Annotated in this window: 14 protein-coding genes; 7 read left to right on the top strand and 7 right to left on the bottom strand. The window is 65.1% G+C overall.

All coding sequences use genetic code 11. The features are described from left to right. Nucleotides 1-183: 183 nt before the first annotated feature. Complete coding sequence (locus G365_RS0106515; RefSeq protein WP_019644701.1) at nucleotides 184-1,872, top strand: methyl-accepting chemotaxis protein; 1,689 nt, start codon at nucleotides 184-186, stop codon at nucleotides 1,870-1,872. A 112-nt stretch (nucleotides 1,873-1,984) separates the two neighbouring features. On the opposite strand, the gene G365_RS20625 is transcribed toward G365_RS0106515, so the two are convergent. Genes G365_RS20625 through G365_RS0106495 form a run of 4 tightly spaced genes read right to left on the bottom strand, consistent with a single transcriptional unit; the run spans nucleotide 1,985 to nucleotide 6,710 of the window. Then, a complete protein-coding gene (locus G365_RS20625; RefSeq protein WP_155976160.1) occupies nucleotides 1,985-2,608 on the bottom strand; it encodes a hypothetical protein in 624 nt (207 codons plus the stop codon). 39 nt (nucleotides 2,609-2,647) lie between these two features. After that, complete coding sequence (locus G365_RS0106505) at nucleotides 2,648-3,598, bottom strand: L-threonylcarbamoyladenylate synthase (protein WP_019644699.1); 951 nt, start codon at nucleotides 3,596-3,598, stop codon at nucleotides 2,648-2,650. Next, a complete protein-coding gene (cysQ, locus tag G365_RS0106500) occupies nucleotides 3,598-4,407 on the bottom strand; it encodes a 3'(2'),5'-bisphosphate nucleotidase CysQ (protein ID WP_019644698.1) in 810 nt (269 codons plus the stop codon). Before cysQ ends, G365_RS0106505 begins: the two co-directional genes overlap by 1 nt. Then, nucleotides 4,407-6,710, bottom strand: coding sequence for a xanthine dehydrogenase family protein molybdopterin-binding subunit (locus G365_RS0106495; RefSeq protein ID WP_019644697.1), 2,304 nt, complete (start codon nucleotides 6,708-6,710; stop codon nucleotides 4,407-4,409). The genes cysQ and G365_RS0106495 overlap by 1 nt, the downstream gene beginning before the upstream one ends. A gap of 200 nt (nucleotides 6,711-6,910) precedes the next feature. On the opposite strand from G365_RS0106495, the gene G365_RS0106490 reads away from it, so the two are divergent. Beyond that, nucleotides 6,911-7,126: a hypothetical protein gene (locus tag G365_RS0106490; RefSeq protein WP_019644696.1), complete on the top strand. Its 216-nt coding sequence runs from the start codon at nucleotides 6,911-6,913 to the stop codon at nucleotides 7,124-7,126. 17 nt (nucleotides 7,127-7,143) lie between these two features. On the opposite strand, the gene G365_RS0106485 is transcribed toward G365_RS0106490, so the two are convergent. The 3 genes from G365_RS0106485 to G365_RS22790 all read right to left on the bottom strand — a co-directional run bounded on the left by G365_RS0106485 (nucleotide 7,144) and on the right by G365_RS22790 (nucleotide 9,526). After that, a complete protein-coding gene (locus G365_RS0106485; RefSeq protein ID WP_019644695.1) occupies nucleotides 7,144-8,091 on the bottom strand; it encodes an AEC family transporter in 948 nt (315 codons plus the stop codon). Between the two features lie 104 nt (nucleotides 8,092-8,195). Continuing rightward, nucleotides 8,196-9,110: a LysR family transcriptional regulator gene (locus tag G365_RS0106480; protein ID WP_019644694.1), complete on the bottom strand. Its 915-nt coding sequence runs from the start codon at nucleotides 9,108-9,110 to the stop codon at nucleotides 8,196-8,198. Nucleotides 9,111-9,112: 2 nt separating this feature from the next. After that, a complete protein-coding gene (locus G365_RS22790) occupies nucleotides 9,113-9,526 on the bottom strand; it encodes a hypothetical protein (RefSeq protein WP_155976159.1) in 414 nt (137 codons plus the stop codon). 200 nt (nucleotides 9,527-9,726) lie between these two features. On the opposite strand from G365_RS22790, the gene G365_RS0106470 reads away from it, so the two are divergent. The 5 genes from G365_RS0106470 to G365_RS0106450 all read left to right on the top strand — a co-directional run bounded on the left by G365_RS0106470 (nucleotide 9,727) and on the right by G365_RS0106450 (nucleotide 16,097). Beyond that, nucleotides 9,727-10,197, top strand: a complete 471-nt coding sequence (locus G365_RS0106470; protein ID WP_019644692.1) for a carboxymuconolactone decarboxylase family protein — start codon at nucleotides 9,727-9,729, stop codon at nucleotides 10,195-10,197. A gap of 19 nt (nucleotides 10,198-10,216) precedes the next feature. Continuing rightward, nucleotides 10,217-11,131, top strand: a complete 915-nt coding sequence (sigJ, locus tag G365_RS0106465) for an RNA polymerase sigma factor SigJ (RefSeq protein ID WP_019644691.1) — start codon at nucleotides 10,217-10,219, stop codon at nucleotides 11,129-11,131. Between the two features lie 194 nt (nucleotides 11,132-11,325). Then, nucleotides 11,326-12,828, top strand: a complete 1,503-nt coding sequence (locus G365_RS0106460; RefSeq protein ID WP_019644690.1) for a leucyl aminopeptidase — start codon at nucleotides 11,326-11,328, stop codon at nucleotides 12,826-12,828. Between the two features lie 72 nt (nucleotides 12,829-12,900). After that, complete coding sequence (locus tag G365_RS20615) at nucleotides 12,901-14,403, top strand: leucyl aminopeptidase family protein (protein WP_019644689.1); 1,503 nt, start codon at nucleotides 12,901-12,903, stop codon at nucleotides 14,401-14,403. A 227-nt stretch (nucleotides 14,404-14,630) separates the two neighbouring features. Next, nucleotides 14,631-16,097 carry a methyl-accepting chemotaxis protein gene (locus tag G365_RS0106450; protein ID WP_081628467.1) on the top strand — a complete coding sequence of 489 codons (1,467 nt, stop codon included), beginning with the start codon at nucleotides 14,631-14,633 and terminating at the stop codon, nucleotides 16,095-16,097. The last annotated feature ends 34 nt before the right edge of the window (nucleotides 16,098-16,131 follow it).

Raw genomic sequence — 16,131 nt, 5'->3', positions numbered from 1 at the left:
GGACTTTCTTCTTTTTCTTTCGTATACCGTGGTTTGCTTACGTCAGATCCGGTGATCGGGCTTTCCGATCAGACCGTAAGACAGTTGTTGTTGGACGTGCGGCGGAACGACCGCGTACTGTTGCCGTAGGAAGAGGACTGCCCTACCTGTGGGCTGGTGGGCAGTGCCTGAGCGGAGGGAATTATGAAAAACGCAAGAATCACCACCCGACTTGTTCTTGGCTTCGGGGTGATCCTGCTGCTGATGATCATCACCACGCTGGTCGGCATCACTGAGGTGCGCAAGATTGATACCAGTCTGACCACCATCAACGACCTGAACAGCGTCAAGCAGCGTTTTGCCATCAATTTCCGGGGCAGTGTCCATGACCGTGCCATCGCCGTGCGGGATTACATCCTGACCGGCTCCGCCACGGATCACCAGAAGCTGAAAGCCGAGATTGACCGCCTCGCCGCCGCCTACAGCGCATCGGCCAAGGGGATGAGCGACATCCTCGCCAAGACCCCCGCTGACGCTGAGGAAAAGAAGATCCTCGATGACATCAACGCCATTGAGGCCCGGACCCTGAAGGTGGTGGAACAGATCATCGCCGATACCGATTCCGGTCGGCAGGATGCGGGAAAATCAAACCTGATGACCAGCGCGGCCCCGGCGTTTGTCGACTGGCTTGCCGCGATCAACCGCTTTATCGACCTTCAGGAAGCCCGTAACAAAGCCATTACCGATCAGACCCGGATGGTTGCCGCCCGCTTTGAAATCCTGATGGAAGTGGTGACCGGCCTGTCGGTGCTGCTTGGCGGCTGCTTTGCCTTCTGGATTATCCGCTCCGTCCGCCCGCTGAAGCCGCTGACCGCGACAATGCTCGATCTGGCGAAGGGCGATCTGTCGGTTCAGATCCCCGACATTAAAACCCGGGATGAAGTCGGTGAAATTGCCGGGGCAATGCAGGTCTTCCTGCACAACGCCAAGGAAGCCCGCCGTCTGGAGGATGCTCAGAAAGCCGAACAGGAAGAACGCCTGCGCCGCTCGGAGGCTGTCGCCGCAGCCGTGCGTGACTTTGAACAGCGGATTGAGGGGATCGTCAGCAGCCTGTCAGCCTCTGCCGGCACCATGAACGGCATGGCCTCTGACCTTGCCGGATCTCTCGGAGCAGCAGCAGATCAGAGCGCTTCGGTCGCCAGTGCCGCCGAGGTGGCGTCGGGCAATGTGCAGACCGTCGCCGCAGCCGCAGAGGAAATGTCTGCCTCGCTCCAGACCATCACCACCAATGTCAGCGATACGGCCAGCACCGCCAAAGCCTGCGCCGCCGCTGCCCAGCAGTCCGCCGAGAAACTGGAGGATCTGCAGCAGGCGGTCGATGATATTGACGCTGTCATTCAGGCGATCGACACCGTTGCCCGCCAGACCAACCTGCTGGCCCTGAACGCCACCATCGAAGCGTCGCGCGCCGGGGATGCCGGTAAAGGCTTTGCGGTTGTCGCCAGCGAAGTCAAAACGCTGGCCAGCCGGACCCACGACATGACGGAAGAGATTGCCAAGCGGGTTGAGCACATCAAGGACAGTGCCCGCGACACCATTCTGTCGGTCAACGATATTCTGGACCAGATTGGTCTGGTCGATGCCAAAACCGCCAGTGTCGCTGAAGCGGTGGAACAGCAGAATGCCGCCACCGCTGAAATCAGCCGGAATGTTCAGCATGCCGCCACCGGGACCGGCGATGTCACCCGCACCATTGTCGGGGTGCGCGAAACCGCGATTTCCAGCGCGGAGTCCACCAAAGGGCTGACAACCTCGGCGGAAGATCTGTCCCGGCAGGCCGATATCCTGCGCAGCGCGGTTCAGGCTTTTCTGCGTGAAGTCCGGAATGGTTAAAGACACCTGCCCCCATTAAGGACAGGGCCTTCTCTGAAGGTTAAGGCTTATCAGGCCTGCGGACTTTAAAACAGAATGGCGCGGCCCCACCGGGATCCGCGCCATCTTTGTTTCAGATCTCACTCCACCGGAAAGCCGGAAGATCGAGAATCCGCCCGCTGCCGGGACCGGTCAGTGTAATCCGCAGTGCAGGGGCTGGCCCTTGCCGCAGGCGGATTCCGGCCGGGGCCAGCAGGGCGGTCAGATCAGGGGCAGGCACCCCAGCCACTGTCAGCTCGGCTCCGGCGATATCCGTCAGTCCTGCCGTCTGCTGGCGCTGCCCGGAACGGCCATCGCTCCACTGATCCGGGCGGGTGCCCCCCGGCGAAAGAAACACGAATGGCTGACACAGGTCATCACTGGCCCGGGCCACCGGAATCGTCAGTCCGAGCGGCAGATAAGGCGGCGCAAAGTCCCATGTCGGCACAGTCAGTCCGCCCTGCCCCCGCCGTAGCCCCACCCCGAACGGTGAGGCCCCGCCAGACCGCCACGCGGCCCGCTGTGACAGGCCGGTCGGGGCAATCACCGCAGACCGCAGAGCCTGCGGGTCAGTGACCCACAACAGTTCCAGATAGGCATTCTCGAAGCAGTAACAGACGTTACAGGTCCCCTGCCCCGGATGCTCCCGGCGGAATGACTCCCGCAGGCCGACAGCCTCCAGCGCCAGCCGTTCCGGCGCTCCGGGGGAAACCATCATGAACAGGTGGCACAACTCCGTCGCTTCCGCCGTCATCCCTTATCCCCGGGGTGCAGCGGCCCGGCGCAGACGGTCGTTGATCGCCAGCCCCAGCCCGATATCGGGGATCGGGGCAACGGCAATCCCGGCCCAGCCTTCCGCATCCAGCCGGTGCAGCATGGCAAACAGATTGGCCGCCGCCTCCAGAAGATTACCCGAGGGGGAAAGATCCAGCACTGCCCCCGGCGTTCCGCCAAAGCCCAGCAGCGCCTCTCCCTCTGCCGCCGCAGTCGCCAGCAGCCGCACCGGGCAGGACGGGGCATAATGGGATAACAGCTGCCCCGGACTTTTCGGGGCATCTTCGGCATCGGTGGACAGCACCAGCGGCCCCAGAACGGCCTCAAGATCTTCCCGCGCGATCCCACCGGGGCGCAGCAGCGCCGCCTGCGGCGTGGTCAGATCAATCACCGTGCTTTCAACCCCGACCGCACAGGCACCGCCATCAATAATCAGGTCCACCCGGTCACCAAGGCTGGCCGACACATGCGCTGCCTGCGTCGGGCTGATGCTGCCGGATCGGTTGGCCGACGGTGCCGCCACCGGGCACCCGGCACGGTGCAGCAGATCCTGCGCCAGCGGGTGGGCGGGCATCCGCAGTGCCACCGACGGCAACCCGGCGGAGACAAGATGCGACAGGCCGCTGTCGGCCCGGCGTGGCAACACCAGCGTCAGCGGGCCCGGCCAGAACCGTTCCGCCACCTGCCGGGCCCGATCGTCGAAGTCAGCCAGCCGCAACGCCGCAGGCATATCCGGCACATGCACAATCAACGGATTGAAATGCGGGCGGCCCTTGGCGGCAAAAATACCGGCAACAGCGGTATCAATGCAGGCATTGGCCCCCAGTCCGTACACCGTTTCGGTCGGGAAAGCCACCAGCCGCCCGTCCCGCAGCAGGGCGGCTGCCTCGTCCAGAACCGCCGGGGTCACCGCCTTCACCACTGCCGCCCCCATCACACGCCCTCCGCCCCACGGGCAATAAAGTGCGGGTTGAGAAAGGCCGGAGCCTTGCCATACAGAAACAGACTTCCATCCACCTGGGTCAGACTGCCCCCCGCTGCCCGCAGCACCGCATGGGCTGCGGCGGTGTCCCATTCGCAGGTCGGCCCGAAACGCGGATACAGATCCGCCTGCCCTTCGGCAATCCGGCAGAACTTCAGCGAACTTCCGGCATTGGTGATCGACGCCACCGTCTTATCAGCCAGATAGGCCTGTAAAGCATCTGACGTCGCATGTGAACGGCTGGACAGGACCGTCAACCCATCGGGACCGGGGGCCCGGCAGCGGATCTCTTCCCGCCCTGAGGCCGTTTCACGGAAACCGGTGCGGCTGCCGTCCGCAGCCACCCACCCGGCATAGAGAATGCCCTGAGCCGGGGCCTGAACCAACCCCAGCACCGGCTGACCGTCAACAATCAGGCCGATATTGACGGTAAACTCACCGTTGCGGCGAACGAATTCCTTGGTGCCGTCCAGCGGATCCACCAGCCAGAACGGACCGCTGCCGATCTCGGGGATCTGCCCGGCTGCCGCCGCTTCCTCCGCCACCACCGGCAGATCCGGCGTCAGGCGCGACAGGGCGGCAACAATGATCTTTTCACCGGCGGCATCCGCCGCCGTCACCGGCGAGTGATCGCCTTTCCGCTCGACCGCGAAGTCAGAGGCGTAAATCTCCATGATCGCCGCCCCGGCCTCATACACCACAGGGATCAGGGCTTCGGTCAGGGCCGACAGGGTGGCGGCAGTGGGGGAGAAGGCAGACATCAGGGTCGGGTTTCCGCAGTTTGAAGGGCAGTCCACACCGCCAGCGGCGTGGCGGGCATATCGAGATGAGTGATACCACAGGGAGCCAGCGCGTCCAGCACCGCACTCATCACCGCCGGGGTCGAGCCGATGGTGCCGGCCTCCCCGGCGCCCTTGACCCCCAGAAGATTGGTGGTACAGGGGATTTCGACGGTTGAAAAATCAATGTCCGGCAGGCTGTCCGCCCGGGGCAGGGCGTAATCCATCAGGCTGCCGGTCAGCAGCTGCCCGCTGTCGGCCTCGTAGACCACCCCCTCACACAGGGCCTGTCCCAGCCCCTGCGCCACCCCGCCGACCACCTGCCCCTTCAGCAGCAGCGGATTGATCACCACCCCGACATCATCAACGATGGTGTACCGCACCACCTCTGTCGCCCCGGTGTCAGGGTCGATCTCCACCTCAACAAGGTGGCATCCGTTGGGATAAGTCCCGGCGGGCGGCTTCCAGGCCGAGGTTGCCTTCAGGGCTCCTGCCGGGGCATCCGCCGCCAGATCGGTCAGGCGGACCCCTTCATTCGAGGCCGGGGCCAGAAACACCCCATCCTCAAAGCGGACGGTGTCTTCAGCCGCCCCCAGCCGGGCTGCCGCCAGCGGACGGGCCAGCGCAATCACCGCATCCACCGCCTGCGACAGCGACGCCCCGCCGACAGGCAGGGACCGGGATCCGCCGGTGCCCTTCCCGGTCGGCACCTCCGCCGTATCGCCCTGCCTTACCCGTACGGCCTGCGGGCTGATGCCAAACTCTGCCGCCACCATCTGGGCATAGGCGGTTTCATGCCCCTGCCCGGTGGACTGGGTGCCGATCAGCACCGTTGCGGTGCCATCGCCATGCAGCTCGACATGCGCGGTTTCATCGCCGCCACCGCCGCAGACCTCGACATAATAGCTGATCCCCAGCCCCCGCAGGCGGCCCCGGCCCCGGGCGTCCGCCCGCCGGGCCTCAAACCCGGCCCAGTCGGCCCGTGCCTGCGCCGTTTCCAGCAGGCGGGGGAAGTCACCGCTGTCATAGGCATGGCCGAATGCCGTCTTATACGGCAGGGCCACCGGAAAATTACGGCGGCGGATTTCATCCCGTGACAGGCCAAGCTGGCGGGCTGCCGCATCCATCAGGCGTTCAATCACATAGGCTGCCTCAGGCCGCCCGGCCCCGCGATAGGCATCGACCGGCGCCGTATTGGTCACCACCACCTGCGCATGGGCATAGGCCACCGGCACATGATACACCCCGGTCAGCATCGAGGTGCCCGCCATAGTCGGCACAAAGGCCCCCATCTGCGACAGATAGGCCCCGACATTGCCCAGTGACCGCACCCGCAGCGCCAGAATCCGCCCGTCCGCATCCAATGCCAGCTCGGCATGATTGCGCTGATCCCGGCCATGGGTGTCGGACTGAAAGCCCTCGCCCCGGTCAGCAATCCACTTTACCGCGCGACCGGTCAGGCGGGATGCCGCCAGCACCAGCACCTGCTCGTTATATAAAAACAGCCGCATGCCAAAGCCGCCACCGACATCCCCGGCGACCACCCGCAGTTTTTCCGGTGGCAGGGACAGCACCAGCCGGCACAGCCAGTCACGCAGGGTGTGCGACCCCTGACTGCCGGTATAAAGGGTATAGCTGCCCTCCGCCGGATCATAGGCCGCCAGCGCGCCCCGTGGCTCCAGCGGGGTCGGGGCCAGACGGTTATTGATCAGATCCAGCGAGACATGATGGGCGGCACCGGCAAAAGCCGCCTCCACCGCCGCAGCATCGCCCAACGCGAAATCCGTCAGCACATTGCCGGGGGCATGGTCCGGCCACAGGATTTCAGCACCGGGGGCAACCGCCGCCGCCAGATCAGCCACTGCGGGCAGGATATCAACATCAAGAAGAATCTGTTCCGCTGCGTCACGGGCCTGTTCCAGCGTTTCCGCCACCACAAAGGCCACCGGCTCACCGACGTACCGCACCCGGCCCCGGGCCAGAACCGGCCGCTCCGGCACCGGCATCTTCTGACCGTTGGTGCCGGTCGGCCGGACCACACAGGGCAGGCCGCCGATCCCCGCTGCCGTCAGGTCAGCGTCGGTCAGCACCGCCAGAACCCCCGGCATCTCCCGCGCGGCGGAAACATCCAGAACGGTGATGTCGCCATGGGCATACGGGCTGCGCACCACATAGCCAATGGCCTGCCCCGGCAGGCAGACATCATCGGTGTACTGCCCTGCCCCGGTCAGAAACCGGTCGTCTTCCACCCGCCGCAATGCCTGCCCAAAACCGAATCGCCCCATGTCCGGCTCCTGTTCCGGTGCTTATCCAGTATCGCAGACGGTACCCGATGACCCCGCCTGATGCCACGAAAACAACAGACCTCATGATGTCATGCAGATGACACCCTCAGCCCGCTTGCATCAGGGCATAATCAGGCGCACCGTATTTTCATGGTCCTGCATATAAAAGCCGGGACCAGTCCGGTTATAAGGGGAACATCATGCCGCTGCTGATCGTTCTGACCGTCGGGGCGCTGGCCCTGGCAATGCCGTTAACCATCAGCCTGTCGGTGGTGCTGGTGGCTCTGGCGCCATCCCATGCCCTGCTGTCGGTCGGGCTTCCGGCGCTGGTTCTCAGCAGTCTGCTCGGCCTGCATCATTATTATCAGACCCACTACCGCGATGGCATCCGCCAGACCTGCGGCGACCCCGGCTGATCCGGGGGCCTGATCCGTCAGGTCAGCCCCAGCAGCCACAGCGTCACCGGCAGGGTCAGAAACGCCCCGACCGTCTGCGCCGAAATGATCCGGGCCATCACCGGCGCATCGCCCCCCATCTGCCGGGCAAGGATGTAGGCTGACGGGGCGGTCGGCAAAGCCATCAGCAGCACCACCACGACCAAGGCCGTCCCTGACAGCCCGAAGGTGGTGCCCAGCGCATAGGCGATCAGTGGCTTGGCGATAAACTGGACTGCTGAAGCCAGAACCTCTGACCCCACCGCCCGGGCCTCGCCGCCAAAGCGGATGCCTGCCCCGACCGCCAGCAGGGCCATCGGCAGCCCGGCATCCCCGAAAATCTTGAACACACCATCCACCGCCACCGGCAAAGTGGTTCCCGTCGCCGTGAACACCGCGCCAATCAGGCAGGCGAGAATCAGCGGATTGCGCGACAGTTCCTTCGGGATCACCTTCAGCCGGGTCATCAGACTGCCGCCGCCACCGACGGCAAGGGTCAGGGTGGCAACACACAGCACATTGATCAGCACAATCATCGCCCCTGCGGCCAGCGCGGTCATCGCCACCCCTTCCCGCCCCAGCAGGCCATCGGCCACCGCCAGCCCGACAAAGGTGTTGAACCGCACCCCGCCCTGAAACACCGAGGTAAAAACCGGGCGGTTCCAGCCTCTGAAGATCAGGGCCAGCACCCACAGCCCGACCGCGCAGCCGATCAGGGTCAGCCACACCACCGTCATCAGGTCAGCCCACTGGGCAGGCAAGGCCGCTTTGCCACCCGGCTTTGGCCCAGCCAGCACATGCACCAGCAACGCCGGGGTCAGAATGTAATAGGTCAGTTTTTCCAGCCCGCCCCAGAAAGCCTCGGGCAGCAGTGACCGGCTTTTCAGCAGCCAGCCACAGAAAATCAGGACGGCAATCGGAATCAGGGCATTGAGAACGGCGATCATGGGGAGTCTCGCAACAGACGACAGGGCCGGGATACAGGGCCCGGATGCCCCCACTATGGGCCGGAACAGACTTCATTCAAAATTCATAATCGTGAAGGTTATCTTCAGATTTTCTGAAGATTAAAGCTGCCGCCAGTCTGCCGCAAAATCTCTGTCACCGCAGCCACCGCCTGCCGCCGGGGATGGTCGCGCCGCTGCATCACCCCGACATGCCGCAGCATCGGCGGGTCGCCAAAGGGGATCAGCCGCACCCGGCCCTGCACCGCCTGCGTCCGCTGCGCCGACAACGGGGCCACCGAGACCCCCAGCCCGGCTTCGACCATCACCAAAGCTGCGGTCAGGGAGTCAAACTGCATGGTTGCCTGCACATCCAGCCCACGCTGGCGCATCACGGCGTCAAGCTGCTGTCCGGCCCATGCCGACCGGTCAAACTGCAGATAGGGCAGCGAACGCAGCCAGCGGGCATCTTCCGGCCCGTCATCGGCGGGGGGCTCCGGGTGTCCGGCCGGAGCCAGCACATAGAACTGTTCCTGCCGGACCCGGGTAAATTCCAGCCATTGAGGGGGCGGGAACGGCGGCTCGGTCACCACCACCATGTCAAACTCCCCCTGATCCAGCCGGGCCACCAGCTCTGCCGACAGGCCGGTCAGTACGGTAGGGCGGATCGCCGGGTGGTCAGACTGCAGGCGCCGCAGCACCAGCGGCATCACCTCCACCAATGCGGTCTGAATCGACCCGATCCGCAACGGTCCGCCGGGGATCGCCGGGCCGCCCAGCCCGTCACCAAGCCGGTCGTAGGCATCCAGCAGGTCTTCCACCCGCTCCAGCACCAGCCGCCCGGCACTGTTCAGGCGCGGGCGGTGGTGGCTGCGGTCAAACAGGGCGGTGCCGACATGCTCCTCCAGCGCCCGGATCTGCATGCTGACCGCCGACTGGGTCAGACCAAGCTGGCGGGCGGCAGCGGCAAAACTGCCGCAGCGGCCAATGGCCCGGAAGGTCCGCAGGCTGCGCAGCGACATGGTCAGCCTTTCGGATCCGGGCAGCGGTCATAATGCGTGACCTTACCGGAACCGAAAGTGTATTTGCGCATTTCCGGCCCGCTGACGATAAACTGAAAGTCCGGGTCATCCTGCTGCACAAAGCGCTGCACCCGGAAGAAGGTGTTGGGGCTGCCCCGGTCCCAGCTGAAACGGCCACGGGCAAAGCCCCATTCCGTCCGCGTCTGCCGCCAGCGGTATCCGCCATCAGAAAAGATCAGCACCTGACTGTTTTCATTCTCGCACGACTGGCCGCGGATGACCCACGTGCCGACCAGCCCCGGCGGCGGTTCGTTAACCCAGGTATAGTCCGCCGCCCGCACATCCGCAGTTCCCGCCGCCAGCGCCAGCAGGGCCGCAGCCATACAGACCGGTAACCGGCTCATGACCTTAAACACGATAGACCTCCTTAACCCCGGTCTTTGCAGTATAGCACAGCGCGGCCCCGGATACCGCAGCCGATGGCCGTATGCTCATAATTCTGTCAGGGGAATTCAGTTTTTTTTTGCCGTGCCTGTCACAGACACCGGGCGCCGTGCGTCTGACCGGGTGAAAGGCGGCCCCGTATGGCCCGCCTGACCCTTAAAGGATTTTCCCCATGACGGCCCTGACCACCCGCTTTGATATCCGCGCAACCAGCCCGGTGCTGGCCGGCACCCTCTATTCCGTCACCCAGATGCTGGAAAAGACCGCATTCGGCAAGCGGCTGAAGCACCTGATTGATCTGAAGATCTCTCACCTCAACGGCTGCGTTTTCTGCATTCAGAAACACAGCTGGGAAGGCCATGAAGACGGCATCCCCGCCGAAACCATCGCCCTGATGGCCGGAGACGACTGGCAGGCCAGCCCGCTGCTGACCGATGCCGAGAAAGAGGCGATCGGCTGGGCAGACGGCCTGACCCGGGGCATGGAAGACGCCGAGACCGATGCCCGCCTTGCCCGGCTGCGTCTGCATTACAGCGAAGAAGACATCGGCACCCTGATCATGATCATCGCCATGATGAATGCGTGGAACCGGGTCGGCCGTGCAGGATACAGTCATACCCTGCCGGATCACGCCGCCGCCTGATCCGCCACAGGAGCCCGCCATGCCCGCCACCGCCCCGTCACTGGAAACCTATACGCAGGAACGCCCGCGCCTGCGGATGCTGGCCTACCGCCTGCTGGGCAGTTTCAGCGATGCCGAAGACGTCCTGCAGGATGCCTGGCTGAAATGGGCGGCGGCGGACAGCGACGGGCAGGCGGTGCGGTCGCCGCAGGCGCTGCTGACCACCATCGTCACCCGGCTGGCGCTGGACCGGCTGCGGGCCCGGAAACGCGCCGCCACCGAGTATGTCGGCCACTGGCTGCCGGAGCCGGACCTGACCCCCCTGCCGTCTCCGGTTGGGCTGACAGCCCCGCGCCGGGCTGATGACCGTGGCGAACACCTGTCCTATGCCTTTCTGGTGGTGCTGGAGCGGCTGACCCCGGAGCAACGCGCCGCCTTCCTGCTGCGGGATGTGCTGGATATGGACTATGCCGAGATCGCCCCGATCCTCCGCTCAACGCCAGCGGCCTGCCGCCAGCTTGTGCACCGCGCCCGCCTGAAGGTGGGGACGGAACCGGCCACGGTCTCCCCGGTGCAGGCCCGCACCATCGGCCATCTGACGCAGGAATTCGTCCGCGCGGTAGATGCCGCTGATTATGATGCGCTGATACGGCTGTTCACCGGCGATGCCGTGCTGCTGTCTGATGGCGGGGGTAAAGTCATCGCCGCCCTGAACACCATCCACGGGCCGGATGCCATCACCCGCTTCACCCTTGGCGTCTCCCGCAAGGCAGGGGCCGGGGCACGGGTCATCCCCTGCCTGATCAACGGGGCCCCGGGGGCGGTGGTGGTGCGCCCCGGACGCACCGACATCATCGGCTTCACGGCGCAGGATGACCGCCTGCGCGCGGTCTATATGATCGCCAATCCCGACAAGCAGACCACCCTCAGCGCCCTGCCCGGCCTGCTGAATTAATCTTTCGGATAGTTCACCTGCGGTTTTCCCCAGCTTCGGGCGCGCGGCAGTTATGCTTCGCGCCCCCTTTTCATTGGCGGGAAAAGCATTAAAGTTTTGGCGGAACTGTTTTTCTCCGGCCGGTTGCCTGACCTGCCGGATTGTGTCCCGACCGGCCCACCTCTCCGCCGGTCCTCTGAGGAGACTTCCCGACCATGAAAATCCGTTTTGCCAAATCCGGCCTGCCCGCCACCGGCACCGTGATCGTCGGCGTGCTGGCGGACCGCACCCTGACCGCCGCCGCCAAGGCGCTGAACGAAGCCGGGAACGGCGCGCTGTCACGGGCGCTGGATGCCGCCAAGTTCGACGGCAAGGCCGAACAGACCCTGACCATCCTCGCCCCGGCGGGCACCACCCTGTCGCGCGCTGTCGTGGTCGGTCTGGGCGATGCCGCCAAGGCTGATGTGGCGGCGTGGGAACGGATCGGCGGGGCTGCCTATGCCGCCGCCGTCGCCACCCAGGATGAAGACGTGCTGTTCGCCCTTGACGGTATCGACGGGGCTGCCGTCACCACCGCCGAAGCCGCTGCCCGCATCGGGTTCGGGGCGCTGCTGCGGTCCTACCGCTTCGACAAATACCGCTCGGAAGCCACCGAGAAGAAAGAAGACAAGCCGAAGATCACCACCTTCACCGTCGCCAGCGATATCGGCAAGGATGCGAAGGAAGCGTTTGCGCCGCTGGACGCTGTGGCGGAAGGCGTGTTCCTGACCCGCAACCTGCAGAGCGAACCGGCCAACATCCTCGGGCCAGAGGAATTCGCCAAGGAATGCCAGAAGCTGGAAAAGCTGGGTGTCAAGGTGACTGTCCTCGGCGAGAAAGAGATGAAGAAGCTGGGCATGAATGCCCTGCTCGGCGTCGGTCAGGGCTCGGTACGGGAAAGCCAGACCGTCATCATGGAATGGAACGGCGGCGCCAAGGGTGACGCCCCGGTCGCCTTTGTCGGCAAGGGCGTGTGCTTCGACACCGGCGGCATCTGCCTGAAGCCGGCCGGCGGCATGGAAGACATGAAGTGGGACATGGGCGGGGCCGGGGTCGTCACCGGCCTGATGCACGCGCTGGCCAGCCGCAAGGCCAAGGCCAACGTCGTCGGCCTGATCGGTCTGGTGGAAAACATGCCGTCCGGCAATGCCCAGCGCCCGGGGGATGTCGTCGTCTCCATGAGCGGTCAGACCATCGAAGTGATCAACACCGACGCTGAAGGCCGTCTGGTGCTGGCCGACGTGCTGACCTACGCCCAGCGCGAACACAAGCCGAAGGCGATCATCGACCTCGCCACCCTGACCGGTGCGATCATCGTGGCCCTTGGCGGCGAACACGCCGGGATGTTCACCAACAACGACGATCTGGCTGACAAGCTGTTCCGGAAGGGGCAGGCCACCGGCGAGAAGGTCTGGCGGATGCCGCTGGGCGATGCCTACGACAAGCTGATCAAGTCTGATATCGCTGACATGAAGAACGTCGGCGATGGCCGTAACGGCGGCTCGATCACCGCAGCCCAGTTCCTGAAGCGCTACATCGAAAACGATACCCCGTGGGCGCATCTGGACATCGCCGGTACCACCTGGACCAACAAGGACCTGCCGGTGGTGCCGAAAGGGGCCACCGCCTTCGGTGTGCGTCTGCTGAACGACTTCGTCGCCGACCATTACGAAGCCTAAGTCTGAGACAGGCGGGGGCAGCCACGGTTGCCCCCGCTTTTTTTCTGTTCCCGCATGATAAAAGGTAAGCCGATGCTGCCCACACCGACCCGTCCGACCGTCCGCTTTCTGCCCCGGCGCAGCCCGCGCCCGCTGGCCGATACCCCGGCGATCACCGTGATCGGCGTCGGCAGCGACGGCCGGTTTCCGCCCTCTGTCACCCCCGATCAGCAGGCCGCCCTTCTGGCCGCCATGCGCCAGTCCGGCACCGCCCTGCCGCTGCGGGCCGGGCAGGTGGTGCCCCTGCGCAGCGGGATTCTGCCGGGCACCACCACCGTGATCGCCGGGGTCGATGGCGAATGCACCCCGGCGCAGGCGCGCACGCTGGGCGGGGCGCTGGCGGTGGCCCTGCGCGGTCTTGGCGACGGCGGGGCCGATCTTGACCTGCCCCTTGGCCCGGAAGCGGCGGCTGAATGCCTGTCTGCCCTGCGGCTGCGGCTGTGGCAGGCCCCGACCTATGCCACCAAGGCCGACCCCCTGCCCCCGACCGTCACCACCCTGCACTGGCGCAGCGGAAACCCGGCCTCTGCCGCTGCCCTGTGGCAGGCGGCGGAAGCCGTCTGTGAAGGGGTGGAGCTGGCCCGCGACCTCCAGACCCTGCCCGCCAATATCCTGACCGTACAGACCTTTATCGACCATGCCCGCGCCCTGTCGGCGCTGGGGGTCGAGGTTGAGATCCTTGACCGCAAAGACCTTCAGGCTGCCGGTATGGGCCTGCATCTGGCAGTCGGTCAGGCCTCCGCCACGCCCCCGGCCCTTGCGGTGCTGCGCTGGCGCGGTGGCCCGGCCGGGGTCGCCCCGACCCTTCTGGTCGGTAAAGGGCTGTGCTTTGACACCGGCGGGATCTGCCTGAAACCGGCCGGTGGCATGGAAGAGATGAAGGGCGACATGGGCGGTGCCGCTGCCGTGATCGGCACCGTGCATGCACTGGCGCGGCAGCGGGCCCCGGTCTCGGTCACCGGACTGCTGGCACTGGCCGAAAATGCCATCGGGGAAAACGCCTATCGTCCGGGCGATATTCTGTCCTCGCACTCCGGCCTGAGTGTGGAAGTGATCGACACCGATGCTGAAGGCCGTCTGGTGCTGGCCGATGCCCTGTCATGGGGCTGCGCCACCGAAAAACCGGCGGCGGTCGTCGATCTGGCCACCCTGACCGGATCCATCATTGTCGCCCTTGGCCATGATCACGCCGGGCTGTTCTGCCGACATGACCGTGACGGTGATTCTCTGGCCGCCGCCCTGACCGACTCCGGGCAGCGCAGCGGGGAAGCCCTGTGGCGGATGCCGCTCAGTGAGCGCTGGGATGAAGCCCTGAAGTCTGACGCTGCCGATCTGCGGCACTGCGCCCCGGCAGCACGCCTGATCCCCGATGCCCTGCATGCGGCCCGGTTTCTCTCCCGCTTTGTGCCGGACGGGGTGCCGTTCGCCCATCTCGACATTGCCGGACCATCGGAAATCCGCCGCCCGCTGCCCTGGGCCCCGGCCGGGGCCACCGGTTTCGGGGTCCGTCTTCTGGTTGACTGGCTGACCCGCTGACGGCATCAGGCGTCCATCGACCCTCTTACCCTATGCTTTTTCCCCGCCCGGCCCCACCCATCCGGGCGGGATGATCTGCTTTTTCTGTTTTGGCATGCCTGCCCTGCCTGCTATCCTTTTCCGGCAATAATCTTGCAAAACAGGATCTGTAAAAGGTCCAAATCAAAACAACAAGCAACCAGAGGCTTCAACCGCCTGAGGCGGGATGTATTCTGGGAGGGTCGTGCATGAGTAGAACTGAATACGCCCGCCGGGACTCCGGCGGCGATCCGCCACCCATGGACATACCGGGCCCCTCCGCCGCACCGGCAGGGCCGGCAGCGCTGGAAGCAACCGCCCAGTCGATGGCCGGTACGGTCGGTGATCTGTGGAACCGGCTGGCGTCTGTTTCATCGGAGCTGGACAGCGTGACCGGCAAGGTCGGGCATCACGTCACCCAGTTCGGCGATATCCGCACCGCCACCGAAGCCATGCTGACGGTCAACGCCAGCATCGGTGAAGCTGCACGCGGGGCCGATGATCTGGGCCGTACCGTGGTGCAGGAGGCTGACAGCTCTCAGGCCAGCCTGCGGGAAGCCACCACCCTGATCCGCGAGCTTCTCGGGTCCGTCGGGCGGATTGAAGCTTTCCTCGGCACCCTGTCCACAACGCTGGGGCGGGTTACCGAGGTCTCGCGGGAGATTGACACAATCGCCAGCCAGACCCGCCTTCTGGCCCTGAACGCCACCATCGAAGCCGCCCGTGCCGGAGAGGCCGGAAAAGGCTTTGCCGTGGTCGCCAGCGAGGTCAAGGCCCTGGCCCAGCAGACCAGCAACGCCACCGCCCACATCGGGGAAACCGTCGGCCAGCTGAGCGGACTTGTCGGGGAACTGACGCGGGAAAGTCTGGACAGCCGCGACCGCGCCGCTTCCGTGGAAACCGCCACCACCACCCTCGGCAGCGTGATGGATGCCCTGTGCGGCCAGATCCGCAGCATGGGCCGGCAGGTCGGCGGCATCGTGCAGGAAGCCGAGCGCAACGAAAGCAGCTGCCGCAGCGTCGCCAATATCATCAGCGGTGTGATGCAGGAGCTGGAAACGGAATCGGTCGCGCTGTCAGACGCCAACAAACACACCGCTGAAGTGATGTGGGAAAGCCAGAAGGTGGTGGAAGAAGCCATGCTGGCAGGCCTGAAAACCCCGGACAGCGTGTTCCTTGATCTGGTGCGGGAAGGGGCTGCCGCCATCACGGCGGCGTTTGAGGCCGCGGTGAGCAATGGCACAATCAGTGAAGCTGATCTGTTCGACGAAACCTACCGCCCGATCCCCGGCAGTGACCCGCAGCAGGTGATGACCCGGTTCACCGAGTTCACCGACCGGATTTTGCCACCGATTCAGGAGCCGATTCTGGCGCGTAACCCCAATATCCTGTTCTGCGTCGCCATTGACCGCAATGCCTATCTGCCGACCCATAATACCGTCTATTCCAAGCCACAGGGCAAGGACCCGGTATGGAATGCCGCCAATTGCCGGAACCGCCGGATCTTCAATGATCCCACCGGGCTGGCAGCCGCGCGGAACACCAAACCGTTCCGGCTGACCAGTTACCGCCGCGACATGGGGGGCGGCACCTTTGTCATGTGCAAGGATCTGTCCGTGCCGGTGTTCCTGCGGGGGCGGCACTGGGGCGGCTTCCGGATGGGATACAAACTTTAATCAAAACGCCGGACGGTTCCCCCGCCCGGCGTTT

Origin of the sequence: Novispirillum itersonii subsp. itersonii ATCC 12639 (assembly GCF_000381985.1) — a bacterium.
Lineage (GTDB): Bacteria > Pseudomonadota > Alphaproteobacteria > Rhodospirillales > Rhodospirillaceae > Novispirillum > Novispirillum itersonii.
Note: the sequence above shows the minus strand (reverse complement) of the source record. Positions and strands in the feature narration are given on the sequence as shown.

Bases quoted from the DNA above. Each gene is read 5' to 3' on its own strand.
- G365_RS0106515 (WP_019644701.1), top strand. From the start codon at position 184: ATGAAAAACGCAAGAATCACCACCCGACTTGTTCTTGGCTTCGGGGTG.
- G365_RS20625 (WP_155976160.1), bottom strand. From the start codon at position 2,608: ATGATGGTTTCCCCCGGAGCGCCGGAACGGCTGGCGCTGGAGGCTGTC.
- G365_RS0106505 (WP_019644699.1), bottom strand. From the start codon at position 3,598: ATGGGGGCGGCAGTGGTGAAGGCGGTGACCCCGGCGGTTCTGGACGAG.
- cysQ (WP_019644698.1), bottom strand. From the start codon at position 4,407: ATGTCTGCCTTCTCCCCCACTGCCGCCACCCTGTCGGCCCTGACCGAA.
- G365_RS0106495 (WP_019644697.1), bottom strand. From the start codon at position 6,710: ATGGGGCGATTCGGTTTTGGGCAGGCATTGCGGCGGGTGGAAGACGAC.
- G365_RS0106490 (WP_019644696.1), top strand. From the start codon at position 6,911: ATGCCGCTGCTGATCGTTCTGACCGTCGGGGCGCTGGCCCTGGCAATG.
- G365_RS0106485 (WP_019644695.1), bottom strand. From the start codon at position 8,091: ATGATCGCCGTTCTCAATGCCCTGATTCCGATTGCCGTCCTGATTTTC.
- G365_RS0106480 (WP_019644694.1), bottom strand. From the start codon at position 9,110: ATGTCGCTGCGCAGCCTGCGGACCTTCCGGGCCATTGGCCGCTGCGGC.
- G365_RS0106470 (WP_019644692.1), top strand. From the start codon at position 9,727: ATGACGGCCCTGACCACCCGCTTTGATATCCGCGCAACCAGCCCGGTG.
- sigJ (WP_019644691.1), top strand. From the start codon at position 10,217: ATGCCCGCCACCGCCCCGTCACTGGAAACCTATACGCAGGAACGCCCG.
- G365_RS0106460 (WP_019644690.1), top strand. From the start codon at position 11,326: ATGAAAATCCGTTTTGCCAAATCCGGCCTGCCCGCCACCGGCACCGTG.
- G365_RS20615 (WP_019644689.1), top strand. From the start codon at position 12,901: ATGCTGCCCACACCGACCCGTCCGACCGTCCGCTTTCTGCCCCGGCGC.
- G365_RS0106450 (WP_081628467.1), top strand. From the start codon at position 14,631: ATGAGTAGAACTGAATACGCCCGCCGGGACTCCGGCGGCGATCCGCCA.